Origin of the sequence: Pedobacter steynii (assembly GCF_900103665.1) — a bacterium.
In the GTDB taxonomy this organism is placed as follows: Bacteria; Bacteroidota; Bacteroidia; order Sphingobacteriales; family Sphingobacteriaceae; genus Pedobacter; species Pedobacter steynii.
Genome location: NZ_FNGY01000005.1, coordinates 448,631 through 474,232 on the forward strand (window position 1 = coordinate 448,631; position 25,602 = coordinate 474,232).

At 41.6% G+C, this 25,602-nt stretch carries 23 protein-coding genes; 8 read left to right on the forward strand and 15 right to left on the reverse strand.

Annotation, left to right across the window (positions count from 1 at the left end):
• Positions 1-148: 148 nt before the first annotated feature.
• The 3 genes from BLQ87_RS16265 to BLQ87_RS16275 are packed head-to-tail and all read left to right on the forward strand — an operon-like array spanning position 149 to position 1,885.
• Complete coding sequence (locus BLQ87_RS16265) at positions 149-1,039, forward strand: pirin family protein (RefSeq protein WP_074608686.1); 891 nt, start codon at positions 149-151, stop codon at positions 1,037-1,039.
• Positions 1,040-1,048: 9 nt separating this feature from the next.
• Positions 1,049-1,330 (forward strand): GNAT family N-acetyltransferase, encoded by a 282-nt coding sequence (locus BLQ87_RS16270; protein ID WP_074608688.1) that lies wholly within the window; start codon positions 1,049-1,051, stop codon positions 1,328-1,330.
• A gap of 18 nt (positions 1,331-1,348) precedes the next feature.
• Positions 1,349-1,885, forward strand: coding sequence for an NADPH-dependent FMN reductase (locus BLQ87_RS16275; protein ID WP_074608690.1), 537 nt, complete (start codon positions 1,349-1,351; stop codon positions 1,883-1,885).
• 155 nt (positions 1,886-2,040) lie between these two features.
• Here BLQ87_RS16275 and BLQ87_RS16280 read toward each other — a convergent pair whose 3' ends face one another.
• The gene (locus BLQ87_RS16280) at positions 2,041-3,321 is read right to left on the reverse strand and encodes an acetyl-CoA hydrolase/transferase family protein (RefSeq protein ID WP_074608692.1); all 1,281 of its coding nucleotides are present in this window, start codon (positions 3,319-3,321) and stop codon (positions 2,041-2,043) included.
• A gap of 179 nt (positions 3,322-3,500) precedes the next feature.
• Here BLQ87_RS16280 and BLQ87_RS16285 point away from each other — a divergent pair, with 179 nt between their 5' ends.
• Positions 3,501-3,866, forward strand: a complete 366-nt coding sequence (locus BLQ87_RS16285) for a DUF1801 domain-containing protein (protein ID WP_074609009.1) — start codon at positions 3,501-3,503, stop codon at positions 3,864-3,866.
• Here the strand turns inward: BLQ87_RS16285 and BLQ87_RS16290 are convergent.
• The 7 genes from BLQ87_RS16290 to BLQ87_RS16320 all read right to left on the reverse strand — a co-directional run bounded on the left by BLQ87_RS16290 (position 3,825) and on the right by BLQ87_RS16320 (position 12,421).
• Positions 3,825-4,688 carry an alpha/beta fold hydrolase gene (locus BLQ87_RS16290; protein ID WP_074608694.1) on the reverse strand — a complete coding sequence of 288 codons (864 nt, stop codon included), beginning with the start codon at positions 4,686-4,688 and terminating at the stop codon, positions 3,825-3,827. The two genes, BLQ87_RS16285 and BLQ87_RS16290, sit on opposite strands and share 42 nt — an antisense overlap.
• A 188-nt stretch (positions 4,689-4,876) precedes the next feature.
• Positions 4,877-5,767, reverse strand: coding sequence for a sterol desaturase family protein (locus tag BLQ87_RS16295; protein WP_074608697.1), 891 nt, complete (start codon positions 5,765-5,767; stop codon positions 4,877-4,879).
• 1 nt (position 5,768) lies between these two features.
• A complete protein-coding gene (locus tag BLQ87_RS16300; protein WP_172664893.1) occupies positions 5,769-6,569 on the reverse strand; it encodes a DUF4249 domain-containing protein in 801 nt (266 codons plus the stop codon).
• A 64-nt stretch (positions 6,570-6,633) separates the two neighbouring features.
• Positions 6,634-9,279: a TonB-dependent receptor gene (locus tag BLQ87_RS16305; RefSeq protein ID WP_074608699.1), complete on the reverse strand. Its 2,646-nt coding sequence runs from the start codon at positions 9,277-9,279 to the stop codon at positions 6,634-6,636.
• Between the two features lie 111 nt (positions 9,280-9,390).
• The gene (locus BLQ87_RS16310) at positions 9,391-10,380 is read right to left on the reverse strand and encodes a FecR family protein (RefSeq protein ID WP_074608702.1); all 990 of its coding nucleotides are present in this window, start codon (positions 10,378-10,380) and stop codon (positions 9,391-9,393) included.
• Positions 10,381-10,427: 47 nt separating this feature from the next.
• The gene (locus BLQ87_RS16315) at positions 10,428-11,036 is read right to left on the reverse strand and encodes an RNA polymerase sigma factor (protein WP_074608704.1); all 609 of its coding nucleotides are present in this window, start codon (positions 11,034-11,036) and stop codon (positions 10,428-10,430) included.
• A gap of 254 nt (positions 11,037-11,290) precedes the next feature.
• Positions 11,291-12,421: a metallophosphoesterase family protein gene (locus BLQ87_RS16320; protein WP_074608707.1), complete on the reverse strand. Its 1,131-nt coding sequence runs from the start codon at positions 12,419-12,421 to the stop codon at positions 11,291-11,293.
• A gap of 133 nt (positions 12,422-12,554) precedes the next feature.
• On the opposite strand from BLQ87_RS16320, the gene BLQ87_RS16325 reads away from it, so the two are divergent.
• The 3 genes from BLQ87_RS16325 (at position 12,555) to BLQ87_RS16335 (ending at position 15,950) form a co-directional block, all read left to right on the forward strand.
• Complete coding sequence (locus BLQ87_RS16325; RefSeq protein WP_245723873.1) at positions 12,555-13,331, forward strand: helix-turn-helix transcriptional regulator; 777 nt, start codon at positions 12,555-12,557, stop codon at positions 13,329-13,331.
• Between the two features lie 51 nt (positions 13,332-13,382).
• Positions 13,383-13,841, forward strand: coding sequence for a GyrI-like domain-containing protein (locus tag BLQ87_RS16330; RefSeq protein WP_074608710.1), 459 nt, complete (start codon positions 13,383-13,385; stop codon positions 13,839-13,841).
• A gap of 75 nt (positions 13,842-13,916) precedes the next feature.
• Complete coding sequence (locus tag BLQ87_RS16335; protein WP_074609015.1) at positions 13,917-15,950, forward strand: M13 family metallopeptidase; 2,034 nt, start codon at positions 13,917-13,919, stop codon at positions 15,948-15,950.
• A 59-nt stretch (positions 15,951-16,009) separates the two neighbouring features.
• Here BLQ87_RS16335 and BLQ87_RS16340 read toward each other — a convergent pair whose 3' ends face one another.
• The 4 genes from BLQ87_RS16340 to recJ form a co-directional block, all read right to left on the reverse strand.
• The gene (locus tag BLQ87_RS16340; protein WP_074608713.1) at positions 16,010-16,438 is read right to left on the reverse strand and encodes a CBS domain-containing protein; all 429 of its coding nucleotides are present in this window, start codon (positions 16,436-16,438) and stop codon (positions 16,010-16,012) included.
• Between the two features lie 75 nt (positions 16,439-16,513).
• Positions 16,514-18,025, reverse strand: coding sequence for a GH3 auxin-responsive promoter family protein (locus BLQ87_RS16345; protein ID WP_074608716.1), 1,512 nt, complete (start codon positions 18,023-18,025; stop codon positions 16,514-16,516).
• Positions 18,026-18,044: 19 nt separating this feature from the next.
• Positions 18,045-18,779, reverse strand: coding sequence for an LPS export ABC transporter ATP-binding protein (lptB, locus tag BLQ87_RS16350; protein WP_074608718.1), 735 nt, complete (start codon positions 18,777-18,779; stop codon positions 18,045-18,047).
• Positions 18,780-20,477, reverse strand: a complete 1,698-nt coding sequence (gene recJ / locus BLQ87_RS16355) for a single-stranded-DNA-specific exonuclease RecJ (RefSeq protein ID WP_074608720.1) — start codon at positions 20,475-20,477, stop codon at positions 18,780-18,782.
• A 202-nt stretch (positions 20,478-20,679) separates the two neighbouring features.
• Between recJ and BLQ87_RS16360 the strand changes: the two genes are divergently transcribed.
• Positions 20,680-21,444, forward strand: coding sequence for an MBL fold metallo-hydrolase (locus tag BLQ87_RS16360; protein WP_074608722.1), 765 nt, complete (start codon positions 20,680-20,682; stop codon positions 21,442-21,444).
• Here the strand turns inward: BLQ87_RS16360 and BLQ87_RS16365 are convergent.
• The 3 genes from BLQ87_RS16365 to gcvP form a co-directional block, all read right to left on the reverse strand.
• Positions 21,431-21,847, reverse strand: a complete 417-nt coding sequence (locus BLQ87_RS16365) for a response regulator (protein WP_074608724.1) — start codon at positions 21,845-21,847, stop codon at positions 21,431-21,433. The two genes, BLQ87_RS16360 and BLQ87_RS16365, sit on opposite strands and share 14 nt — an antisense overlap.
• 141 nt (positions 21,848-21,988) lie before the next feature.
• Positions 21,989-22,579 (reverse strand): YceI family protein, encoded by a 591-nt coding sequence (locus BLQ87_RS16370; protein WP_074608726.1) that lies wholly within the window; start codon positions 22,577-22,579, stop codon positions 21,989-21,991.
• 97 nt (positions 22,580-22,676) lie between these two features.
• Positions 22,677-25,556, reverse strand: coding sequence for an aminomethyl-transferring glycine dehydrogenase (gene gcvP / locus BLQ87_RS16375; protein ID WP_074608728.1), 2,880 nt, complete (start codon positions 25,554-25,556; stop codon positions 22,677-22,679).
• Between the last annotated feature and the right edge of the window lie 46 nt (positions 25,557-25,602).

Genomic DNA, 25,602 nt, shown 5'->3' on the forward strand with positions numbered 1-25,602 from the left:
CGCCCGGCTTCCTTTTGGAGGCAGGGCGTTTTGTTTTTAAGGCGAAAGGTGCTTTCTGCTTCATAAGGCGAACATTTAATATTAACTTAGGCATTAAAATCAGGCTTTACCAAAAGAAGTCGTGACGGGTCACAAAATCTAATTCAGCATGTCAAATATTAAATTGATTATCGAAGAAAGGCCAAGCAATATTGGCAATTTTATGGTAGGCAGACTTTTACCATTCCGGGAGAAGAGAATGGTGGGGCCCTTTTCATTTATTGATCATATGGGGCCTATTTGTCTGAGTGACCATGAGAATTTAGACGTTCCACCTCATCCACATATTGGCCTCTCTACACTTACCTATCTTTTTGAGGGAAGTATTATGCATAAAGACAGCCTTGGGACTGAGGTCGAAATAAAACCGGGACAAGTAAACTGGATGACTGCAGGAAGCGGAATTGTTCATTCTGAACGGACACCTTCCTACCTTAGAGACTCAGATAAAATGCTTCATGGACTGCAGATTTGGGTGGCATTACCTGCTGCACTGGAAAAAATGGCGCCCGAATTCTACCATGCCGGAGAGGAAGATATTCCCTCATGGGAAGAAAATGGAATCGCCTTTAAACTAATTGCCGGTGAAGCTTTCGGAAGAAAATCTCCGGTGCCGGTTTATAGTCCGCTTTATTTTCTGGAGTTGAAAACAACCAGCCGGCAGACGGTAACCATCGGTGCTGATTTGTTCGGAGAAAGTGCTTTGTACATTCTGGAAGGAGCAATTGAAAGCGAAGGTTATACTTATGAGCCTAAGCAGATCCTGGTGGCTAAAGACACCAAACTTTGTGAATTCGTGATGCAGGAAAATACGACCATTTATATCTTTGGAGGAGAGCCTTTTCCTGAAGAACGGATCATTTACTGGAATTTTGTGGCCTCAACAAGAGAACGGATTGAAGAAGCGAAGACCATGTGGCTGGAACAATCATTCGCAAGAGTGCCTGGGGAAACTGACTTTGTACCGCTTCCGGAACAGGGGAAAAACATTAAAAATTAAATTATACCTATGAATATAGAACAGGTTAATGATGATAAAAAAGGCTGGTTTAAGGCTGTAGAAGAGGGGCAGGAAGCCGGACTGATGACTTATGTTTGGGCAGGTCCCGGAAAGATCATTATCGACCATACGGAAGTGAGTCCTGAGTTCTCGGGTAAAGGGGTAGGGAAGGCACTGGTGCTCGAAGCAGTTCGTTACGCCAGAGAAAGTAAAGTGAAAATCCTTCCTTTATGTCCTTTTGCCAAAAGCGTATTTGATAAGAATGCAGATTTGCAGGATGTCCTTTTCTAATTAAAAATAAGTATACAGATGAAAATTTTGGCCTTTGCGGGAAGTAACAGCAGTAGATCGATCAATAGAAAATTGGTGATTCATACGCTTTCCTATTTTGAAGAGGAAAAGGTCACGCTATTAGACCTGAATGATTTTGAAATGCCACTTTTTTCAGTGGATAGAGAACGTAACGATGGTTATCCTCATAAGGCCCATCAATTACTGGAGCTCATTGCGGCATGTGACCTGATGATCGTATCCCTGGCAGAACATAACAACAGCTATACGACTGCTTTTAAGAATGTCATGGACTGGTGCTCCCGGATCAATGGAAAGTTTTTTCAGAATAAACCAATGTTGCTGATGAGTATTTCTCCGGGTGGCTTTGGTGGGGGAAATGTCATGAATTCTGCGAAAGCTTATTTTCCGAAGTGTAGTGCGAATATTCTGGACACTTTTTCTCTTCCTTCTTTTAATCAGAATTTTGAAGAAAATGAAGGGATCATTCATCCGGAGATAAAGGCAGATTTTATCGCTAAGATTAAGGCTCTGAGAGAAGGCCTTAAAAAATAAGCCGGAAGAGTCCCCTCCCGGCCTATCCTTATTAATCTCCCCTAAATAACTATATTTATGTATAGCATATGTCAAATGTATTTCTTTATATGAAGCGAAAAAATACCTAATATTAGGTATTTTTTCGCTTCATATTGAATGGGAACTGCTTGGTTTTAAGCGTTAAAACGATCTCGAAATGCGCGTTCCAGTGTTTCCCTATGCGTTGGGTGGGCAAGGCTGATTAATGCGGTTGCCCTTTGCTTTAAACTTTTGCCAAAGAGGTTCACCTTACCATACTCAGTAACGACCCAGTGAACATGCCCCCTTGTTGTGACCACTCCGGCACCTTCTTTCAAAAAAGGTACGATCCTGGAAATTCCTTTTGAAGTAATGGATGGGAGTGCAATGATGGGTTTTCCGCCCTCAGAGAGAGAAGCACCATGAATGAAGTCCATTTGTCCGCCAATTCCTGAATATTGATAAGTACCCATAGAGTCTGCACAGATCTGGCCGGTTAAATCCAGCTCAATGGCCGAATTGATTGCGGTAACTTTAGGGTTTTGACGGATGACACTGGTGTCGTTGGCATAGGAAATATCCATGACCCTGATGCTGGGGTTATCGTCAACAAAATCGTATAGCTTTTTTGTTCCGATCATAAAGGAAGTAATGGACTTACCCCGGTTTATTTTTTTAAGGCTGTTGTTGATCACTCCATTCTGAATCAATGGGATCACACCATCGGAAAGCATCTCTGTATGTAAACCAAGGTTCTTATGACCAGTCAGATTTTTCAACACCTGATCAGGGATTCCGCCGATTCCCAATTGCAAGGTGGCACCATCTTCCACAAGAGAGGCGATATTCGCTCCGATAGTGACCATGGCTTCACTTGTTTTCGCTCCATAGTCCACTTCCGGTAATGCTTCTTCATGCCAGACCAAGGACTGGAACTTACTGATGTGCACAAAGCCATCACCATGTGTTCTGGGTACTTTGGGGTTCACCTGGGCAATGACGTGTTTTGAGGTGTCTACAGCTGCCCTGGCAATGTCAACAGAAGTGCCCAGAGAGCAATAGCCATGAGCGTCCGGTTCGGATACCTGAATTAAAGCCACATCAATAGGAAGGAAGCCTTCCTTAAATAATTTGGGAATCTGACTCAGGAAAACAGGAACGTAATCGCCATAAGGACTATTGACCACTGCCCGGGTATTGGTTGAGACAAACAGGGAATTAAAGAAAAAGCTTTCGCGGTAAGGGGCTGCATTGAAATCAATATCGCCAAGGGTGGTAATACTCGTGATTTCTACCTTTTTTAAATCTGCATGCCTTTCCTGGAGGGCTTTCACTAAATGAACGGGAGTGGCGGCGCTGCCATGAATAAAGACACGATCGCCGGATTTTATAGCTTGTACCGCTTGCGCTGCAGTAATGTAGGTGGGGGAATTCATTTGTTACTTATTTAGTTTAAGGTAGTTATATTTTGAATGATCTATTGTTTTTCTATTTAAATCTTGAGGTAAATTTCCGGGTAATTGTCAGATAGAGAGGTGATAATGATCACTTTTACCCTTGATTTTCATCAGGAAAAGAACGGTTTTTATTAATTTTACAGCTTGGCAAAATGGAGATGAAAAGCAAAGCGGCAACTGTAGACCAATACTTTTTGGAAATTCCAGAAAAAAAGATTGCTGTGTTGGCGATGGTAAGGACATTGTGTAAAGAGATTTTGATCGGGTATGAGGAACATATGGCTTGTGGAATGCCTGCTTATTCCAGAAATGGTCTGGTGGCGCTGGTTTTTGCCGTTCAGAAAAATCAAATTAGTTTTTATAGCCTGAAGCAGGAAGTCATCAATGCAAATGTTGCTTTATCGCAGGGACTGAAGCCTGGGAAGCCGGTGATGCACTTTGACCGTTTGGAAGAAGTAGATTTTGAATTAATCAGGAAGCTGTTAATGGATATTTTTAACGATAAACCTGTCCATTTCGTTTAGCACCCTTGGATCGGTTAATATTTTGGAATGACTTGTTTCTTCGTACGCGGAAGCTATTGTTTCCGGATTCTCTTTTAGGAATGCTTCGATATAACTGCTTGGGGAGATGAGGTCATTTGAATCGTAAATCAACAGGTGTTTCAACTGATCAGAAAAGTCATAGATTTTATTCAATACAAAATGCTCGGTTTTCTGTTCAAATAGTTTCTCAAAATCAGCAAAGAACCTTTCCCGTGCTTCGCCGGAAGTTTTTACCGCCTCCATAGAGGCAATAAAATTGTCCTTTAAGTTTACCATTGGTGCAATACTGATTAATAGCTGTGGATAGGCTTTGCTTTGCTGTAAGGCTAAAGCGTTGGCCATACCACCCAAAGAATGACCGATCATGACCTGCGGTATACCTGCATGAATAAAGAGTTGTTTGATGGATTCTGCATAGAGAAAAAGGTTGCTGATCTCTCCTTCAGAACTTCCATTCCCAGGTGCATCAAAAGACCAGATTTGGAAATCTTTGTTTGCCCTGAGCATGGAAATAATTTCGCTGAAGTCACTGCCTTTGGAGCCCCATCCATGACTAAGTAGTATCTTAACAGGTCCATTTCCCCATTTAAAGCAATTGATCTTTAAATCCGACTGGCTAAAATATTGATCATGTACTTTTAATGAGGTGATTTCCGCTTCATCCAATAATTTTTGCTGATGGAGGCGGAGCGGCATTTTTGGCGAATAACAAATCAGCTGCCAGAGCAGTGCTTGTAACTGATCAGGTTCTCCGCCAGATAAGTTTTTGATGTCCTCTACGATCTTCCTCAGTTTTTTCATTGGAACATATTGTCTTTTAGTGGTTATGAAGCTATCATGCGCCTATTATTTATTGCTTTCAATGGTATTCAGGAGCTCGCAAGCGAGGTTCATTGCTTTTTGTAAGCGGTATGCTTATGATGGTTTCATTGATATTTTGTTTTGATATCCAATTTGCACAATTAAACCGGGAAATTATTCAGCCTGGGTCAGGATTGATCAATGAGCTCCTTTTGCAGGCTCTTAGATGTTTTACTCTCGCCATTGTGGCTCCATCCCGGAGGATAAAACAGGTATTTTATCTTATTCTTCCAGCCCGGTGCTTTTTTTACATCATCGGAAAGGGCAATCAGTTCATGGAAAATAATGTTTACTGCCCCTGGTTCCGGCTGACTGGTCAATCCGTATCTGATTTCTTCTCCCGGAATTTCTTCCTGAAAAGTGCCAAACATTCTATCCCATAAAATCAGTACCATGCCCATGTTTTTATCCAGATAGCGGACGTTGCTTGCATGATGTACACGGTGATGGGAAGGGGTGACTAAAATATACTCAATAATAGGATGCAGTTTGCCGATCGCCTGAGTATGTACTAAATTTCCATAGATCTGGGTGATCAGGTAAGCAAAGAGGATATCGAAGGCATTAAAGCCCATCAATGCCAGTGGCAGGTAGAAGAATACCCGGTATAATGGCTCAAATACGGTGGAACGGAAGCCCGTGGTCAGGTTAAAATATTCCGAAGAATGGTGGGTGACGTGCATTGCCCAAAACAGACGCACGTAATGCCCGGTGGCATGGAGTACCCAGTAGAGAAAGTCCTGTGCCAGGATCAATACAGTCCAATAAAGGAAAGCATTGGAAATTTCAAAAAAACGGAACTCGTGATAAAAGTAATCGAGTAAGAAAAAGGTGCCGGTTTTCATGGTCAGGTTGATCACAAAAGCGACAGTCATCAGGTAGATATTGGTCCAGGTATCACGCCCATGATAAACCTTTTTATCATGGGCATAACTGAAGTACATTTCTACTAAAGTAAGTAGAATAACAAATCCAAAGAGGGAAACTATACTCAGGTTTTTGTCTAATAATTCATTCATTTTATGGAATCACTAAAGTCCTTTTTTGAACAGTGTGAGCACTGAAGAAACCAAGAGCACCACCTGTTACATTACTTATAGGATTGGCTGGTGAGGCTCCGTTATCAGAGCCTTCTGCGTTGCCTAAACTATGGAGGTAAAGATACGCAGAAGCATCTATACTGTGCATTTCTACACCTAATTTGTCTCCTTTTTTAAAATCCCTTGACAAATCATCGGTCTCATTCTGGAAGCTTACAGTAGAATTTACTTCCTGACCAGGGGTAAACTCATCATTCATCACTGAAAAGTTTCGTTGTTTTTTATCGTTGACAAACAACTGAAACCAATAGTAGTTCTGGCGCTCCAGCGGGTCTTTATATTTTACATAAGCAGTTGTCCGGCTTTTGCCAAAGTCTGATGCTTTCATATAGAAATCATCAAAGGGTACATTTTCAGGCATGGTACTGGAAGCGGTAAATGTTTTTCCGTCTACATTAACCGTCATCATATAGGTCTGACCCGGAGTTCCGTTAATGGTATTGGTCTTATACACACCAGGACTGCTTTCAGAAAGTGTTACAACGACACCATTGTTTGTTATTTTAACAACTGCCCCGCCAATTCCAATAAAATCGTTGTCGTCTTTAAAGTTTTTTGTTTTGCTCAGCAAAACTGAACAAGCACCAGGCTCATTGGTAATCGTTCCTTCGATCACATACCTTTCTTCATTGTCGATACGTTTTAATTCTATCACTTTTTCACAAGACCAGAACAAAGTAGAGAAGAGCATTAAAAGCAATAATTTTGGTATGTTTTTCATGTTAATTGCTGTTTGTAAGGGGGATCTGGATGATGTTTTCATCTTTATATTTTGAATGGTAGGTTTAAAACTTGAAATCATAAGAAACTGAAGGAACAAACCTGAATAAAGTAGTTTTTACCGCTTCAGTTTTAGTAGGATCTTTTTCATTTTCCCTGAAATTGATTCTATAGGCGTTTGATCTTCCATAAGCATTGAAAAGACTAAAATTAAGTTCCGAAGAGAATTTTTTTGTCTTTTTCAGGGTACGTGTGGCACCAAGGTCTAACCTGTGGTATGCCGGCATCCGTTCTGCATTCCTGCTGGAATAATAGTAATAACTTTCTCCCAACAGGTTGTATTTCGCATTGGGGTAGGTGACTGCATTTCCTGTAGCAAAAACCCAGTTGGCAGAAACTGACCATTTTTTATTGAGCTGATACATCGTGACAATGGATATGTCATGGGTTCTGTCCTGTCTGGTATTGTACCATTCATTATTGTTGATCCCATCAACCTGTCTTTCTGATTTGGAAAGGGTATAAGCAATCCATCCGGTGAACTTTCCTGTTTTCTTTTTAATCAGCCATTCTATTCCATAGGCACGACCTTTACCAAAAAGTAATTGAGTTTCAATAGGTTTGTTGGTGTAGATGTTGGCCCCGTTACGGTAATCAATCTGGTTTTTAAGGTCTTTATAATAGGCCTCAACAGTAAACTCATATGCATTTTGGGCAAAATCTTTATAATAACCTAATGACACCTGATCGCTGGTTTCCGGTTTGATGATATTTGTACTGGCTACCCATCTGTCTAATGGAGAAGAAGCATTTGAGTTGGAAATTAAGTGGAGGTTTTGTGCATTGCGGACATAGGAAGCTTTAATTGCTGTCGACCCGTTCAGTTGAAGAGCCGCTGCAAGCCGGGGTTCCAGGTTCAAATATGTTTTTACAATTTCTCCTTTTTTGTAGCTCTTTTGGCCTGTAACTCCGCCTTCTTCATTGATATTGTAGTAATCACCTTTTCCAAGGATACTGAAGGCTGATAAGCGAAGACCATAGGTAAGGCTAAATGCATCGCTGACTTTCCAGGTGTTGCTGGCATATATTGCATTTTCCAGTGAATACCTGTTTTGCAGGTCTTGTGAAATCATTCCTGAATTTCCGGATGCCCTGACCTCTCCGGGTTTTATGGTGTGATATATTGCATTTAGTCCGAAACTTAAGGTATTTTTATCGTTTAAGTACCATTGCAGGTCCTGTTTGAAGTTCCAGTCCTTGATTTGTGAGAATAAAGAAAGCGAACTCTCGTCCTGGTCTGTCTTTACCTGATAATTATAATTGCTGTAGATGATAGAGGTGTTAGAGAAAAGTTTGCTGTTAAAAATATGATTCCAGCGGATTGTTGATGTGATGTTACCCCAATCAATCCCGTTCACCTTATCTGCACCCAATACATCGCGGCCCAGATATGCAGAGACGAATAAACGGTCTTTCTCTCCCAGAATGTAATTCGCTTTGGCATTAACATCGTAGAAATACAGCTTTGCATCCTTGACAGTCGAATCTGAAGAAAGTTTTAGAAAAGCATCTAAATAAGTTCTCCTTGCGGAGATCAGAAAGGAAGATTTTTCTTTTTGTATCGGGCCCTCTACATTTATACGGGCAGCAATCAGGCCTACACCTCCGCTAACCCCAAATTTTTGATTATTCCCATCGTTCATTCTCACATCCATTACAGAAGATAAACCTCCTCCATATTGTGCAGGCATTCCACTTTTATACAGGGTCACATTTTTAATGGCATCTGAGTTAAAGGTAGAAAAGAAGCCAAGCAGGTGAGAGGCGTTGTAAACAGGAGCTTCGTCGAGAAGGATCATATTTTGATCTGCGCCTCCTCCACGAACAAAAAGGCCTCCGGTGCCATCTCCTGAAGATTTGACACCAGGCAACAGCTGTAATGTTTTAATGACATCCCGTTCGCCAAGTACGACAGGGATGTTTTTGGTCTCACTGATGTTCAGCCGTTCCATTCCCATTTGTGGGTTGTCCAGATTTCTTTTTGCAGTTGTGGCACTAATCGTTACGGTCTCCAGCTCATTTGCGTCATCTTCTAAAGCGATGTTCAGGGTCATCGATTTATTCAGTTCTATTGATTTTTTAAGGGTCTTGGAACCTATCGCACTGATTTCCATTACATAGCTTCCGTTAGGTACCGAAAGGGAATAAAAGCCATATTCATTACTCATCGTGGCCAGTTTCGTTCCACTTAGCCTAATGGTTGCAGCAATTAGTGTTTCTCCGGTTTTAGAAGAAGATATTGTACCACCTATAGTATGTTTTTCTTGGTTTAGTGCCGGATTCGCCGCCGGGTCGGCGAGGGGCTTTTTTGCTTTTTCAGCATCATACCGGATATAAATTTCATTGTCTAACTCAGAAAATTTAAAAGGCTGATTGGAGAGGGCAGTGGTTAAGATCTCGTTCAGGCTCTTGTTTTGGGCCTGAATACTAATCTTTATTTTGCTGTTGGCAACTTGTTCGTTGTAGGTGAATTTGATACCACTTGCATTGCTGATTTTATCCAATGCTGTTTTTAGGGCTTCATCTTTAAGGCTAATGCTGATTTTTTTCTCCAGAGGTGCCTGAGCATAAGAGCTGGCCTGAACAAATACTAAAATGAGTAACAAGATGGCGATAAATGCCAGGAACCTTTTAGGTCCGTATTTTTTCATAACTTTATGTTTAAATATTGATTTTTTTCTGCCCTATAGTTCTCAAGGCTTGGGCATTTATTAAATTGATTTAGATACTTGTCCGGGATTCTAGCTGTAGAACCCGGACATTTATTTTAGGATTACATACTGTCCTCCGTCTTTTTTCCAATTGGCTTCCATTACTGTGCATAATTTATTTAGTGTTTGTGTGCTTGATTTTGTCATGTCCAGGTTCCCATAAAACAGGCTTTTGTTCAATTCAGGACTTAACTGAATCTTAATCTGGTATTGGAGTTCGAGGTCCTTTACGACTTCCGCTAATGCCGTTCCTTTATAATCAAAATGGCCTAAACGCCTGTTTAAATAATCACCGGCATTTGGAAAATTGGCTTTGCTGATTTTTCCTTCAGCCTTGTTAATGGTCACCTGTTGATTGGCAACGATGGTTTCTTCGGTTGTGCTGTTTTCCCTTTGAAGGGCAACGGCAACCTTTCCGGTGACGAGCGTTACGCTAACGTCCTGGTTTTGCTGATAGGCGGAAATGTTAAAGCTTGTTCCCAAGACCCTGGTGCTTATCTGCCCGCTTTGGATGATGAAAGGATGGCTGGCATCATGCGCCACTTCAAAAAAGGCTTCTCCTTCCAGGGCGATCATACGGCTGTTCCCGACAAATTTATCCGGGTATTTTAAAGTACTGTTGGGGCTAAGCCATACCCTGGTGCCGTCTGAAAGTTCCAATTGCTTCCGTTGGGCCTGTGCGCTGAAGCTCTGCAGCTGATGAACCGGGCTGATGGCATTCCATAGGGTTGATCTGAAAAAGAAAAGCCCGGTACCTATCAACAGGATTGCTGCGGCTGCAGCAACAGACCGAAAGCCGTAGCGAATCCTGCGGGTTGGGGAAAGTTTAATCTGTTTTGCTTCTTTAGGCAGGAAATCCGGAATAAGACCTGTTTCGGGAATGCGCTGGGTTTGATCCCAACTTGCAGACATCAGCTCAAGAATGGTTTCGTCATCCTTGCTGTTGTCGATCAGCACAAAGAAGCGTTGCAGCTCTTCTGCTGTACACTCATTTGTCAAATACAATTGATATAGCCGTTTTAGTTCTTCTTTTTCTTCCATGGTTTGACCCTTTCCTATCTACAATACAATTGTAAGGAAGAGAGGGACTAGTTGGAATGAAAATAATTTGAAGAAACGATAATGAAACCGATAATTCCGCCATTCTTGCGCACATATTCCCGGATAAATTTGCTCGCCTCTACCATATGATTTTTTACGGTATTCTTAGAGATATCCAGTTTTGAGGCAATTTCTTCATGGCTGAGCTCTTCTGTACGGCTCATTTGATAGATCAGTTTCTTCTGTGCCGGAAGCAGCGTAATCGCATCCTGGTAGATTTTCCTGAGCTCCTTTTCCAGGAGCTGATCTTCTGTACGGTTGGCACTGATCTCTACCTGTTGTAAGACTTCTTCCTGTAAGGATTTATCGCGCGCTACCTTCTTGAGGTGATTTAAAACATGGTTGATCGTGATCTTTTTGATATAAGCGTTAAAGGAAAGGTCGGTATTGATCTGAATCCTTTTCTGCCAGATCCGGATAAACACTTCCTGAACAATCTCTTCGGCTGTATCAGTTGATTTGCTCAGCTGATAAGCATAAGTATGTACTTTTTTGCGGTACTGATTGTATATTTTTACGAACGCGAGCTCATCACCTTCTCTGAGTTTAATCAGTAGGTCTTTATCTTCGAGCTGTTCCGTGTGATGTACCTGCATTGTTATAATCGCCAATGTTAAATAAATTTTTCAAGAAAAGGAGGCTTAACTTCGGATTCGGACATTCAGCTTATAAAGGTTTCCTGGTTTGACAAATATTGAAACTAACTGTTACATACAAATGATCATGGTTTGGCTAGCGCAATATATTTGTGATTCATGTCCATTTCCAAGCGGGTAAGATAAATAAGCGAAAAAGCCTTTCAAGTTAACTTGAAAGGCTTTTTCGTTGAATAAAGTTTTTTATTTAGATATTATCTCCCCGTCAGGTCAACCGTAAAACTATCAAATAATGTAGCTTCCTGATCAGTGTTTTCCCTGTCTTTTCCCGGAAGGGTATAATATTCTCCTTTTATGGCAAAGCTGAAGGGTGTTTTTTCAATGGCCACCTTGAGAAAGCCATGCCTGTTGTCGCAGTAATTTTCCAGTTCTACCTGGTCAAACAATTCGCTTTCGGCATAATAACTAGGCTCATAAGGATCTGCCAGGCCATGAAGCTCATCGAAGCCTCCGGCACCAGCTACGATAAACGGCACAGTCTTTCCATCGCTATAGTGCTTGTTGAACCGTTGATAATTATGTACATGACCACTGAAAATGATGTCTGGTTTAACACCGGCTTCTTCAAAAGCAGATTCCAGAAATTCTATCATAGGCTGACTGGAGCCGTGGTTTACATCTGCAGAATAGGGTGCATGGTGCATACAAACGATAATTGCTTTGTCAGCACTATATTTTGCTGCTTCTTTTAGTTCTTTAATGAACCAGCTTTTTTGTTCTTTCTGAATGCAACCGTATTTAGGTACATTGGTGTGAAGGCCAATGATCGTTGCCAAAGGGGCTTGCATGGTCCAATATACATTGGGTTGAACCTGGCTTTTTCTCTTCAATCCTGTTCCGAAGTGAATGGTGGCGGGGCAGGTATTGCAGAATGCAGCATAGAAAGCCTCCAGGCTTTCGTAATGCTCCCTGCAGTTAGGGTTTACATCTGTATCATGGTTTCCTGCAATCGCGTATATCGGGCCCGGATAGGTTTCATAAGGTTGTAAGAATTGAGATTCATACTGATCTGCTTCCCCATAATGGTACACAATGTCTCCCAGGTGATATAAAAAAGAAGGACGTTCTTCCGGGCATATTGCATTTAAATATTGTTGTGCCATTTGTCCTGCGACTTGCTTCTGTAGCTCTGGTTGTCTAAAACCACCGGTATCACCGACCATATGAAACACCATCGCCTGAGGTTTTTCCGCCGCGGCATCCTCTTCCAGTTTCAGGCGGTACGGATAACTTCCTGATGGTAATGGCAGTGGCTGAAAAGTATGACTGTCATCAATCTGATCTGTTTTAAAAACTGCTTTGTAAAGAATTTTTGTGCTGATCATAGTCGTAGATTTATGGTTTGTCATGAAGTTAAGGGATCCATATTAACGTATGATTAAGTGTTAAATATTTAACAGAAGTTTAAAGTAATCCTAACATATCCGGATAGATTGATCCCGTTTTTGTTTGGCAAAAATGCTGCTGATCATCAGGATTCCAGAAGTCAGATATAGCATGTATCTTTGGAGAAAAAACGTAATGGACGGCACTGAAACTCCGAGATTATCCCGGCTTACGGCCATACTGACACAGCTCCAAAGCAAACGGCTCACGAATGCAACAGAACTTGCGAACAAGTTTCAGGTGAGTATCCGGACCATTTACCGGGATATCCGCGCGCTGGAAGAAGCAGGAATTCCCGTGTTTACGGAAGAAGGAAAGGGCTACTCCCTGGTGGAAGGCTATCGGCTTCCTCCGGTAAGCTTTACCGAAAGTCAGGCAAATGCACTGATTACTGCGGAACAACTGGTGCTAAGGAATAAGGATGCTTCCTTTGTACGGGAATATAGCGAGGCTATTACTAAAATCAAGGCGATATTAATCTACAAAACAAAAGATAAAGCGGATCTGCTGTCTAAACGGATCGCCATTAGAAATAACCTGGAGAACGACAGTACGAGCAATAATATGTCGGCGATTCAGTTGGCATTGACCAATTTCAACTTACTGAAAATTGATTACCAGGCGGATCAGGCAGAGAAGACTCAGAGAACAGTAGAACCTTTTGCCATTTACAGCACCCAGGAAAACTGGATATTAATTGCTTTTTGCAGATTGCGACAGGAGTACCGGGCTTTTCGCCTGGATAGAATCGAACATCTGGAGATCCTGGACGAACATTTTGAACCTCATAAAATGACCCTTCCGGAATATTTTGCTTATTGTTTAGCAAAATCCAGACCCCTGACATAGGGCTGTCAGCTGCGCCTGTAATTTTGCTTCCTAAATCAATAAAAAAACAAAATGGAACAAGAAACACTTAAGCCATTCTTCGTGATTGGAATTTCTGTAAGAACAAGCAATGAAAACGGACAGGCTGCAAATGATATTCCTGCATTGTGGAATAGGTTCAGAGCAGAAGATATTGGGTCAAGACTCAATAATAGAACATGTGACGAGGTATACAGCATCTATACTGATTATGAGGGAGATTATATGCAGCCTTACACCACGATTCTTGGATATGCAGTGGAGAACCTGGAAGATATCCCCGAAGGAATGCGCGGATTGGCGATTGAAGGTGGCGCTTATGAAAAACATCCCCTGAAAGGGAATTTACTGCAAGGGCTGGTATACAATGCCTGGGTAGACATCTGGAGTTCAGGAATTTCACGCGCTTATACGGCCGATTTCGAGGTTTATGGGGCCGCTGCCCAAAATCTGGAGGATGCAGCAGTAGACATCTTTATCGCAACACGGTAAATCGGTCCATCATTTGGTTCCATTCCATATCTTTTGTTAAATTTGAATCATACCTAAATATTTTTTATGATAAAAATGAAAAAATCGATTGGAATTCCTATGGTAGCAGGTTCCATGTTATTTCTCGCTGCTTGCAGTAACTCTGATACAAATAAAGAGCTGCACTCGGGAATCATCCTTAAAAATATGGATACTACAGCCTCTCCGGGGAATAATTTTACGGAGTATGTGAATGGTACCTGGATGAAAAACACGAAGATCCCTTCAGATAAAGCTTCCTATGGCGTAGGTGCTATCGTTAACGATAAGGCTCAGGAAGATGTCAAGGCAATTATCGAGAATGCTGCTAAAGGCAGTGCTACGGATGGTTCTGACGAACAGAAGATCGGCGATTTCTATGAATCTTATATGAACATGAAGGTGCGTGATTCTATTGGATTGGCACCGATGACTGCAGAGTTTAAAAAGATTGATGCGATTGCTTCGGCAAAAGACCTCTCTGCATATTTTGCTTACGCAAATAAGGTTGGAAATATCATTCCTTTTAATGTCGGTGTGATTGAAGATTTTAAAGATCCTAAAAAATACATGCTGTATACCTGGCAAGGTGGATTAGGCCTTCCTGAACGTGAATATTATTCATTGACAGATGCCAAATCTAAAGAGATCCGTGCTAAATATCAGGTTCATATTGAACGCATGCTGACCCTTGGTGGTGTGGCTGAGGCGAAGGCTAAGGCTGCTCAGATCATGGCGCTGGAAACACTGATTGCTTCCAGGCACATGAAGAAAGAAGAAACCAGGAACATGGCTGGCTTGTATAATAAATATGCCATTAAAGACCTTGGTAAACTGATGCCGGATTTTGACTGGACAACTTTGCTTTCTGAAGCAGGCGTTAAAAATCAGGATAGTTTGGTGGTAACCCAGGTTGCTTATACGAAGGAGCTGAACGCAATTCTTAAAAATACGCCTTTAGATACCTGGAAAACTTACCTGAAATGGAGTGCTTTAACCGGAGCTTCAGCTGCATTGAATACCGCAGTGGATCAGGAAAACTTCGATTTTTATTCTAAAACCCTTTATGGTGTGAAAGAACAAAAACCTCAATGGCGCAGGGCTGTAGACGTAGTAAATGGTAGCCTGGGTGAAATGGTTGGTAAGCTATACGTGGAGAAACATTTTCCACCTGCAGCAAAAGAACGCATGCTTAAACTGGTAGGTAACTTGTTAAAGGCCTACGAATCAAGCATTAAAGAGCTGGACTGGATGAGCCCGGAAACTAAAAAGCAGGCGCTGGAGAAAATCAGCAAGTTCACACCTAAAATCGGATACCCTGATAAGTGGAGAGATTATTCTGCTTTAAAAGTGGTTAAGCACGACCTTTATGGAAATGAGAAACGCGCTGCGGAATTTGAATATAACCGTACACTGAATAAATTGGGTAAACCCGTTGACCGTACAGAATGGGGAATGACGCCTCAAACGGTGAATGCGTATTACAACCCGACAATGAATGAGATTGTATTCCCTGCGGCGATTTTACAACCTCCTTTCTTTGACATGAACGCAGAAGATGCGGTAAATTATGGTGGAATCGGAGCAGTAATTGGTCATGAGGTTGGTCACGGTTTTGACGATCAGGGCAGTACCTTTGATGGTGATGGCGTGATGCGCAACTGGTGGACCACAAAAGACAATTCAGAATTCAAGAAAAGAACGAGTGCTTTAGTTGCACAATACAGTGCATTTAAAGTATTCCCTGATCTGAATGTAAATGGTGAGTTTACACTTGGTGAGAATATCGGTGACCTTGGTGGATTGAGCATTGCCTTAAAAGCTTATAAAGCAAGCCTGAATGGTAAAGCAGCACCAGTGATGGATGGTTTTACCGGAGAGCAACGTGTGTTTATCGGTTGGGGACAGGTTTGGTCAAATAAATCCAATGCAGAAGCATTGAGAAATCAGGTTGGAACAGATCCACACTCTCCTGCAAAGTTCAGGGTGAACGGGGTGGTAAGGAACATTCCTGAATTCTATACCGCTTTCAACGTGAAAACGACAGATTCTCTATATCTGGCACCAGAGAAAAGAGTTAAAATCTGGTAATATCATCCAGGTTTAAAATAGAAAGAGCGGCCTTAATCAATAGGGCCGCTCTTTTTATTTTAGCTACTGATATAGTTCTCTAATTGAGATATGGTTTGCTTTTGATCTTCCATAATAAACTTGACCACATCGCCGATGGAAACCATTCCAATCAGCTGATTTTCCTGAATCACAGGTAAATGTCTGATGTGCTTATCGGTCATTATTTGCATACAATGGTCAAGGCTGTCTCCCGGAGATACCGTGATGGGATCGGCAGTCATGACTTCACTGAGCAGGGTATCCACGGAAGCTTTTCCCTGAAGAATAATCTTTCGCGCATAATCCCTTTCCGTAAAGATTCCTAATAACTGACGCTCTTCCAGAACAAGCAGGGCACTGATGTTCTTTTCCATCATTACCCTAAGGGCATTCAAAACTGATGTGTCGGCAGGAACAGAAAAAATATCTGCTGATTTAGTGCTGAGTAGTTGTTTTACGGTTTTCATAACACATTAATAATTAGCTAATTAAATTTACTGAAATAAAAGCAGATTACAATAGTGCGTTACCGAAAAAATCCGTTACTTCATCATTGGCAATATTTCTTCCACATAGGTACGCTCATTGGCTAACCTTGGAACTTTATGCTGCCCACCTAACTTACCTTTAGACTTTAACCAGTTGTAAAAGGTGTTGTATGGCGCATTGTGAACCTTTGGTCTGCGCAGGGCCATGTCTTTAAAGCGCTTGGCATCATAATCAGAATTTACTTCCCGCAGCGTCTGATCCAGCACATCTACAAACTTTTCAAAATCATTGGGTTGCTGATCGAATTCAATGATCCATTCATGGCCCCCCACTTCCTCTCCTTTAAAATAAATCGGACAGGCGGTATAATCCTTGAAAACAGCTCCGGTTTCGGTACAAGCCTTGCAAATGGCTTGCTCTGCATTGTCGATGATCACCTCTTCCCCGAAAGCATTGATGAAATGTTTCGTTCTTCCGGTAATTTTAATGCGGTAGGGAGAAAGGCTGGTAAACTGAATCGTATCACCAATCATATATCGCCATAAACCTCCGTTGGTAGAGATGATGATGGCGTAATTTTTATTTAACTGAACCTGATCCAGAGATAGCGTATCCGGATGTTCTTCTTCCAATTGCTCAATAGGCAGGAACTCATAGTAAATACCATAATCCAGCATTAATAACAGCTCATCTGAATCCCCTTCGTCCTGAATGCCAAAGAATCCTTCAGAAGCGTTGTACGTTTCCAGGTAATACATTTCATTGCAAGGGATCAGTTCTTTAAACTGCTCCCGGTAAGGCTTGAAATTTACGGCACCATGAATGTACAGCTCCAGATTGGGCCATACTTCCAGCAGGTTCTTTTTCCCGGTCATTTCCAGCACCTTTTTTGCCAGGACAATCGTCCAGGTAGGAACTCCTGCAATATTGGTTACATTTTCTTTAATCGTTGCCTCAGCCATCTTTTCCATTTTCTCCTCATAGTTGTCCATTAAGGCGATCGAAATGTTTGGCGTGCGGTAATATTCCGCCCACATGGGCAGGTTTTTAATCAGCACAGCCGAAAGGTCGCCATAAAATGAATCTTCATTCAGCTGGTTGATCTGATGGCTTCCACCAAGGACCAATCCTTTTCCTGTCAGGATCTGATTGTCCGGACGGTTGTTGCAGAAGATGGATAAAAGGTCTTTCCCTCCTTTAAAATGACATTCCTGTAAAGATTCTTCCGATACCGGAATAAATTTACTTCTGTCGCTGGTCGTACCTGAAGATTTTGCAAACCATTTAATTTCTGAAGGCCAGAGGATGTTTTGTTCCCCTTTAAGCATTCGTTCTATATAAGGTTTTAAGGTATCATAGTTCTGTATCGGTACCCTTTCCTTAAACTGTTTGGGAGAAAGAATGGAGCGGTATTCGTATTTAGTCCCCCATTCTGTATCCGCTGCGCTGGAAATCAGTTTCTGAAACCATTCTTCCTGTACATCATGCGGGTATTTCATGAAAAGCTCGATCTGATGGACGCGCTTTTTCATATACCAGGTAAAAATCGAATTTACAATTGCCATCTGTTACGGTGAATAAGGGTTATAATTTTTTAGTACGGAGCACGAAGTTTGATCCAAGATATACTCTTCTTACCATTTCATTGGCCGCAAGTACTTCAGGAGTGCCTGATTCTAATATTTTACCTTCAAACAGCAGATAAGCCCTGTCCGTGATGGAAAGTGTCTCCTGCACGTTATGGTCGGTAATTAAGATCCCTATGTTTTTTTGTTTTAGTTTAGCTACAATCGTCTGGATCTCTTCCACAGCAATGGGATCGACCCCGGCAAAAGGCTCATCGAGTAATATGAAATTCGGGCTTGCCGCCAAAGCTCTTGCAATTTCTGTTCTCCGGCGTTCCCCTCCTGAAAGCAGGTCTCCGCGGTTTTTACGTACTTTATGTAAACTGAATTCGTTGATGAGCTCTTCCAGTTTCTCATGACGCTCTTCCCGGCTCATTTTTGTCATCTCCAGGATGGCCATAATGTTATCTTCAACGGATAGTTTTCGGAATACAGAGGCTTCCTGTGCCAGGTAACCAATTCCTTTCTGTGCCCTTTTGTACATGGCATCAGCTGTGATGTCCTCATCATCTAAAAAAATAGTGCCTTCATTAGGTTTGATCAAGCCGACAATCATATAGAATGAAGTCGTTTTTCCCGCTCCGTTAGGTCCAAGTAAACCTACAATTTCCCCTTGGCTCACAGAAAATGAAACGTCATTTACGACGGTTCTCTGCTTGTATTTTTTGATTAGATTCTCAGCTCTTAATATCATTTATATCTTAATCCCTTTAATATTCAACTGCAAACGTCTCTGTTCCTTCCAGATATTTTCTTCTATTGTATAACAAATAGAAAAAGGCTGGTTTGGTTGTAAGAGCGTTTCAAACTCTGCCAGGCCAAATCCAATGCTTTCAAAAATAGCTGAATTTTGTTGTTTTACATTTAATTTTAAATGTTTTGTCGCCACAACATAAGGCTTTGCCACCAGACTTACCCCATGTGTTACAAAAATAGGTGCCGGATTATGTGGTCCAAAAGGGGCCATTTGTGAGATGATGCGTTGAAATTTGCCATCAATCTGTGAGAATTCAATCTCTGTATCTATCTTTATTTCAGGGCACAGCAGGTCGTCAGTAATGCTGGAAGCAACAATGTTTTCAAATCTCTCCGAAAAAGCATCGATATTTTCCGGCATCATGGTCAGTCCGGCTGCAAATTTATGTCCGCCAAACTGTACAAGCAGGTCTTCGCAACCCAATAACGCTTCATAAAGGTCAAAGCCTGCTACGGAGCGTGCGGAACCAGTCAGTAATCCATTGGATTTTGTCAGCACAATCGTTGGCCGGTAATATTTTTCGGTCAGACGGGAAGCAACAATACCAATCACCCCTTTATTCCAGCTTTCATGGTAAACTACGGTCGTCTTTTTATGGATCAGGATTTCGCAATCCGCGATCAAAGCCAGTGCTTCTGCGGTAATGTTCTGGTCGGACGTTTTACGCTCTGTATTTTGCTGGTTGATAAATTCACTTTGCGACAATGCAATGCTGTCTTCTGCGCACAATAACATTTTTACTGCTTCATTGGCATGGTCCATCCGGCCGGCGGCATTGATTCTTGGAGCTAGTACAAAAACTACATCGGTCAGGGTATAATCTTTATTTCTTCCTGAAATGTCCATCAGTGCCTTCAGGCCCATAGATGGATTATGGTTTAATTTAATCAGTCCATGGTAGGCTAATATTCTGTTTTCATCTTCTACCGGAACAATATCTGCGGCAATACTCACCATGACAAGGTCGAGGTATTGCTCATATCTTTCTGCCGGAAGTCCATGTGTAATACAATAGGCCTGGGCCAGCTTAAATCCAATCCCGCAACCTGCCAGTTCTTTAAAAGGGTAGGGGCAGTCGTTTCGTTTTGGATCCAGTAATGCCGCTGCTGCAGGCAGCTCATCTCCCGGAAGGTGGTGGTCACAGATGATGAAATCTATACCCAGCGTATTGGCATAAGCGACTTTATCTACTGATTTTATCCCGCAATCCAGCGCGATAATGAGACTTTGTCCATTTTTGTAGGCATAATCAATTCCTTGTGTGGATATGCCGTATCCTTCCTTATGCCGGTCGGGAATATAATATTCAATATTTTCGGTAAACTGGCTAAAGAAGCTATAGGCCAGGGCTACTGAGGTGGTTCCATCCACGTCATAGTCCCCATAAACCAATATCTTTTCGTGGTTACTCAGGGCCAGGTCAATTCTTGTAATCGCTTTATCCATGTCCTTCATTAGAAAAGGATCATGTAATTGCGCCATTTGTGGCCTGAAAAAATCCTTTGCTTCTTCAAAGGTAGAAATGTCCCTTTGTACTAATATCTGTGCTAAACTGTGGTCTATATTTAGTTGTTGTGCAAGCAAATCTGTTGTTTCTTTATTCCCCTGTACAGCTTGCACCCATCTTTTTTCCATTAGTTTTTATTGTCTTTTTATTGTCGGATAACTGGTTATTCTTCGTCGCCTCCCCGAACGCACAGGCGCTCTTGTGCTGTTATGACGCTCCGATGAACCTCTTGCTTGTGTTTTTAAGCCATAAGTTCCCCGAGGTTCCATATCTTTGCAACGAATCGTAAATATATCATTAAATTATTTCTTCTTACTAATAACTACGCCATTGCAAGTTTTCACTTTATATGAAGGATCTTATTCCGTAGATGCGACTAAAAAATTCCTTCCTTTTAATCCGGAAACGGATCACCCAAAAGACCGTCCTGCATCCTTGTTTATTCATGTTCAGCCTTTCCTGGTGAAACTGGAGAATGACCTGATCTTGTTTGATACCGGTTTGGGCTATAGCAATGAAAAAGGGCAGTTGATTTTGCATGAAAACATCAGAAAAGCGGGATTTAAGCCTGAAGAGGTAACGATGGTGCTGATGTCTCATTTACATTTTGACCATTCCGGAGGAATGATTCATCAGGTTGGAGACAAAGTAGAACTGAGTTTTCCTGATGCCGTATATGTGATTCAGCGTGGAGAGTGGGAAAATGCATTCACCAATACTTCTTCTTCCTATAAAACCGAGATCTTCGATTTCCTACAGCGGAATGCGCAATTGAATTTCATTGAAGGCTCCGGACAACTGACGCCGGAGATCAGCTACGAGCTTACCGGAGCTCATTGTCCTTTTCACCAGGTTTTCCTGTTGGATGATGGAACGGATAAAGTATTCTTTGGAGGTGATGTACTGCCGGAACCTGAAGAATTACTGAGAAAGTTTATTGCCAAGTATGATTTTGATGGCAGAAAAGCAATGGAACTCCGCGAAGAGTTTGGGCAGAAGGCGGCAGCTGAGCACTGGAACTGCCTGTTTTATCATGGCAAGTCAAGAGCCACAGGTTTTGTTACTTTGAATGAGGGACAGTTTAAAATCCATTAGTCTGCTGTTCTACCAGTTTCAGCAGTTCGGTGAGTCTTTCTATGGATAATGGTTTGGAGATAAATCCCTTGACCATCGTATAGGTTTTTGCCTTTTCAATGTCATTCTCGTATACGGAAGAGGACAGCATATACATGTCTACTTTTTGAGGTACACCTAATTTTTCGTAGGCTTCCAGAAACTCCCATCCATTTAAAACGGGCATATTAATGTCGATCAGGATGAGCTGTGGAAGGGCTTCCGCGGAACTGAGTACCCCGGCAAGGTAGTCAATGGCCATTTGACCATTTGTTTTGGAGATCATTTCTACATTGTACCCCGTTTTTTCTACTATTTTTTTTATGATGAAGATATTGATGTCGTCATCATCAATTACAAGTAGCTTAATTTTCGAGGTCATCATAGAGGTCAAAACGTAACGGTAAAATTCTTGTGTAACTATAAAGTTATAAAATATGTGTAAATGGCGGAAGTGATATCTATTATGTTACAAAAAAAAGGCCATTATACAATAATGGCCTTTTTATAAATAAAATTAGACGAATTATTTTTTAGCCACTAGTTTAATAGCCAGTTCAAATTCATCATTTATCATCTTGTCGCCTACATCAGGGAAGATGCTTTTAGATTTGTATTTAATCCCGTATTTAGTCCTGTCAACGCTTACTTTGTCTGCTGAAGCAGTCACAGAGCCATCTGCATTCCATGCTAAGGTAGCAGGGAAAGTGATAGAATTTGTAATTCCTTTGATGGTTAGATCACCGGTTACATTTACTGTGTTTCCATTTCCTGCAACTTTTTTAATGGTGAATGTTGAGGAAGCAAATTTATCAGTTCCAAAAAAATCGTCTGCTTTTAAGTGCTTTTCTAAATTTGCGCTTTTGTCAGCATCCTTAATAGTGGTCATGTCAATCACGAAATTTCCACCAGCTAATTTTTTTCCATTGAAGGACAATGAACCAGATTGAAGGTCAATCGTACCATTATGGCTACCTGTTAGTTTTTTACCTACCCATGTGATGGATGATTTTGATGCATCAACTTTGTATGTATCTGCTTTAAATACCGGGGCTATGAAAGCCGATGAGGCAATTACTACAACTAGTAAGGCCAGGGAAGTTAATTTTAATTTCATGTTTAATGGTTTGTGTTTTTTTATGCTTTGGTCAGTTTAGACCTTTTAATATATTCAGATGATAAATATATTAAAAGGTTTAACTGATTCCATTATTTTAAACAGTTTCTTCTTCCATATAACTTTCAATCGGAGGACAAGCACAAACCAGTGACCTGTCGCCGAATGAATCATTAACCCTACCTACTGAAGGCCAGAATTTGTAGGCCGCAACATAAGGAAGCGGGAATGCCGCAGTTTGTCTGCTATAGCCATGGTTCCATTCATCACCTGTCACAACCGTAGCCGTGTGTGGTGCATTTTTCAATGGGTTATCTGTTTTGTCTGAATCTCCGTTCTCTACTGCCGTTACTTCTTTTCTGATGGCAATTAAAGCATCACAGAACCTGTCTAACTCATGTTTAGGCTCACTTTCTGTAGGCTCCACCATTAGCGTTCCTGCTACCGGGAAAGATACTGTAGGTGCATGGAAACCATAATCCATTAAACGTTTTGCGATGTCTACCACTTCGATTCCGAAGTTTTTGAAAGCTCTGCAATCCAGGATCATCTCGTGTGCACAACGTCCGTTAGCACCTGAATACAATACCGGATAATGTTGCTCTAAACGCGCTTTCATATAGTTGGCGTTAAGAATCGCATGTTTTGTTGCACTGGTTAAACCTTCGCCACCCATCATTGCGATATAGGCATGAGAGATCACTAAGATCGATGCTGAACCCCATGGAGCAGAAGAAACTGCGTGAATAGACTTTTCTTTGCTGATGTCTACTACTGCGTGAGCTGGTAAGTAAGGAACCAGGTGTTTAGCCACACCGATCGGCCCCATACCTGGACCACCACCACCGTGAGGAATGCAGAATGTTTTGTGTAAGTTAAGGTGACAAACGTCAGCACCGATATTTCCCGGGCTGGTTAATCCTACCTGAGCATTCATATTGGCACCATCCATATATACTTGTCCGCCATTTTCATGGATGATGTTACAGATGTCGATAATGCTTTCTTCAAACACGCCATGTGTAGACGGATACGTTACCATTAAGCAGGAAAGGTTTTCTTTGTTCTCTTCTGCTTTGGCTCTTAAATCATCTACATCAATATTTCCGTTTTCAAGAGATTTTACGATGATGATTTTCATTCCTGCCATTGCTGCAGATGCAGGGTTGGTTCCGTGTGCGGAAGAAGGAATTAAAGCAATGTTGCGGTGATGATCACCACGATCCTGATGGTAAGCTCTGATCACCATTAAACCTGCATATTCACCCTGAGCACCAGCATTTGGCTGTAAACTCATTGCTGCAAATCCAGTGATTTCACTCAACCATTTGTCAAGCTCGTTAAATATGGTATAGTAACCTGCAACCTGATCAGCAGGTGCAAATGGATGGATTCTTCCGAATTCCGGCCAGGTTACAGGGATCATTTCAGTCGTTGCGTTTAGTTTCATCGTACATGAACCTAAGGCAATCATCGAATGACAAAGAGAAAGATCTTTTGCTTCCAGTGATTTAATGTAACGCAACATTTCATGTTCTGAATGGTGTGCATTAAATACCGGATGGCCTAAGTAAGCAGAAGTACGTTGAAGTGATGTAGGAATAACCGTTGCTACAATTTCATCAGCCAGTTCTACTGCATCAGCAGCGATGCCTTTTACTTTAGCGAAGATCTTCACTAACAACTGAACATCTTCAATAGCAGTAGTTTCATCTAAAGCGATGGTCACTACACTTCCTTTGTAGTTCAGGTTGATTTCATTGTCGATACATTCTCTGTGGATCGAGTCTACTAAATTACCAAGATCTAACTGGATGGTATCGAAGTAAACTTTATTCAATTGCGTATAACCTGCTTTTTCTAAAGATTCAGCCAAAGTAACTGCCAATCCATGTGTACGCTCAGCGATTAGTTTTAATCCTTTAGGGCCATGGTATACCGCATAGAAACCAGCCATAATCGCTAGTAAAGCCTGTGCAGTACAGATGTTTGAAGTCGCTTTATCTCTACGGATATGTTGTTCCCTGGTTTGAAGGGCCATACGTAAAGCATAATTGTTATTGCTGTCAATCGTTACCCCGATGATACGTCCCGGAATGGAACGTTTGTACTCATCTTTAGTCGCGAAATAAGCAGCATGAGGACCACCAAAGCCCATTGGTACACCGAAACGTTGCGTAGTACCTACTACAATGTCAGCGCCCCATTCTCCCGGAGGAGTCAATAAAGTTAAGCTCAAAAGATCTGCAACAACCGTAACTTTTACATTCAGTGTGTGTGCGTTTTGTGCGAAAGCAGTATAATCAAATACTTCACCGTTACCGGCTGGGTATTGGATGATCGCGCCAAAGAACTCCTCATTAAGGGTTGTGGTTTGGTGATCACCTATAACTAACTCGATACCAAATGGATTGGCACGGGTTTTTAAAATGTCAATAGTTTGTGGGAAAAGCAATTCAGATACAAAGAATTTCTTTGCAGCCTGATTTTTGCGCAAGCTGAACTGCATGAACATGGCTTCAGCCGCAGCAGTACCTTCATCCAATAAAGACGCATTTGCAATTTCCATACCGGTAAGGTCAATTACTAAGGTCTGGAAGTTTAACAACGCCTGTAAACGGCCCTGAGCAATCTCTGCCTGATAAGGCGTGTACTGAGTATACCATCCCGGGTTTTCCATTACGTTACGTAAGATTACACCTGGAGTAGTGGTATCATAATATCCCTGACCGATATAAGATTTGAAAACCTTGTTTAAAGAAGCCGTTTGTTTTAAACTGCTCAGGTAATCCTTTTCAGATTTCGCCTGTGGCAGGTTTAATGGCTGTTTCAAACGGATCGTTTGAGGAACGGTTTGTTCTATTAATTCGTCAACTGAACCTAGTCCCAGTGTGTGCAACATGGCATCGACATCGGCTGTGTTAGGGGCAATGTGACGATCTTTAAAGTCTTCTTTGTAATGAATATTTAAGCTCATGAAATCTATATATAAAAAGTTCCGCAAAGGTAATAAAAAATCCCCT

Bases quoted from the DNA above. Each gene is read 5' to 3' on its own strand.
- BLQ87_RS16345 (WP_074608716.1), bottom strand. From the start codon at position 18,025: ATGGCAATTGTAAATTCGATTTTTACCTGGTATATGAAAAAGCGCGTC.
- BLQ87_RS16340 (WP_074608713.1), bottom strand. From the start codon at position 16,438: ATGAAAACCGTAAAACAACTACTCAGCACTAAATCAGCAGATATTTTT.
- BLQ87_RS16335 (WP_074609015.1), top strand. From the start codon at position 13,917: ATGAAAAAATCGATTGGAATTCCTATGGTAGCAGGTTCCATGTTATTT.
- BLQ87_RS16305 (WP_074608699.1), bottom strand. From the start codon at position 9,279: ATGAAAAAATACGGACCTAAAAGGTTCCTGGCATTTATCGCCATCTTG.
- BLQ87_RS16280 (WP_074608692.1), bottom strand. From the start codon at position 3,321: ATGAATTCCCCCACCTACATTACTGCAGCGCAAGCGGTACAAGCTATA.
- gcvP (WP_074608728.1), bottom strand. From the start codon at position 25,556: ATGAGCTTAAATATTCATTACAAAGAAGACTTTAAAGATCGTCACATT.
- BLQ87_RS16270 (WP_074608688.1), top strand. From the start codon at position 1,049: ATGAATATAGAACAGGTTAATGATGATAAAAAAGGCTGGTTTAAGGCT.
- BLQ87_RS16295 (WP_074608697.1), bottom strand. From the start codon at position 5,767: ATGAATGAATTATTAGACAAAAACCTGAGTATAGTTTCCCTCTTTGGA.
- BLQ87_RS16325 (WP_245723873.1), top strand. From the start codon at position 12,555: ATGCTGCTGATCATCAGGATTCCAGAAGTCAGATATAGCATGTATCTT.
- BLQ87_RS16370 (WP_074608726.1), bottom strand. From the start codon at position 22,579: ATGAAATTAAAATTAACTTCCCTGGCCTTACTAGTTGTAGTAATTGCC.
- BLQ87_RS16265 (WP_074608686.1), top strand. From the start codon at position 149: ATGTCAAATATTAAATTGATTATCGAAGAAAGGCCAAGCAATATTGGC.
- recJ (WP_074608720.1), bottom strand. From the start codon at position 20,477: ATGGAAAAAAGATGGGTGCAAGCTGTACAGGGGAATAAAGAAACAACA.
- BLQ87_RS16330 (WP_074608710.1), top strand. From the start codon at position 13,383: ATGGAACAAGAAACACTTAAGCCATTCTTCGTGATTGGAATTTCTGTA.
- BLQ87_RS16310 (WP_074608702.1), bottom strand. From the start codon at position 10,380: ATGGAAGAAAAAGAAGAACTAAAACGGCTATATCAATTGTATTTGACA.
- BLQ87_RS16275 (WP_074608690.1), top strand. From the start codon at position 1,349: ATGAAAATTTTGGCCTTTGCGGGAAGTAACAGCAGTAGATCGATCAAT.
- BLQ87_RS16315 (WP_074608704.1), bottom strand. From the start codon at position 11,036: ATGCAGGTACATCACACGGAACAGCTCGAAGATAAAGACCTACTGATT.
- lptB (WP_074608718.1), bottom strand. From the start codon at position 18,779: ATGATATTAAGAGCTGAGAATCTAATCAAAAAATACAAGCAGAGAACC.
- BLQ87_RS16300 (WP_172664893.1), bottom strand. From the start codon at position 6,569: ATGAAAAACATACCAAAATTATTGCTTTTAATGCTCTTCTCTACTTTG.
- BLQ87_RS16285 (WP_074609009.1), top strand. From the start codon at position 3,501: ATGAAAAGCAAAGCGGCAACTGTAGACCAATACTTTTTGGAAATTCCA.
- BLQ87_RS16290 (WP_074608694.1), bottom strand. From the start codon at position 4,688: ATGAAAAAACTGAGGAAGATCGTAGAGGACATCAAAAACTTATCTGGC.
- BLQ87_RS16365 (WP_074608724.1), bottom strand. From the start codon at position 21,847: ATGATGACCTCGAAAATTAAGCTACTTGTAATTGATGATGACGACATC.
- BLQ87_RS16320 (WP_074608707.1), bottom strand. From the start codon at position 12,421: ATGATCAGCACAAAAATTCTTTACAAAGCAGTTTTTAAAACAGATCAG.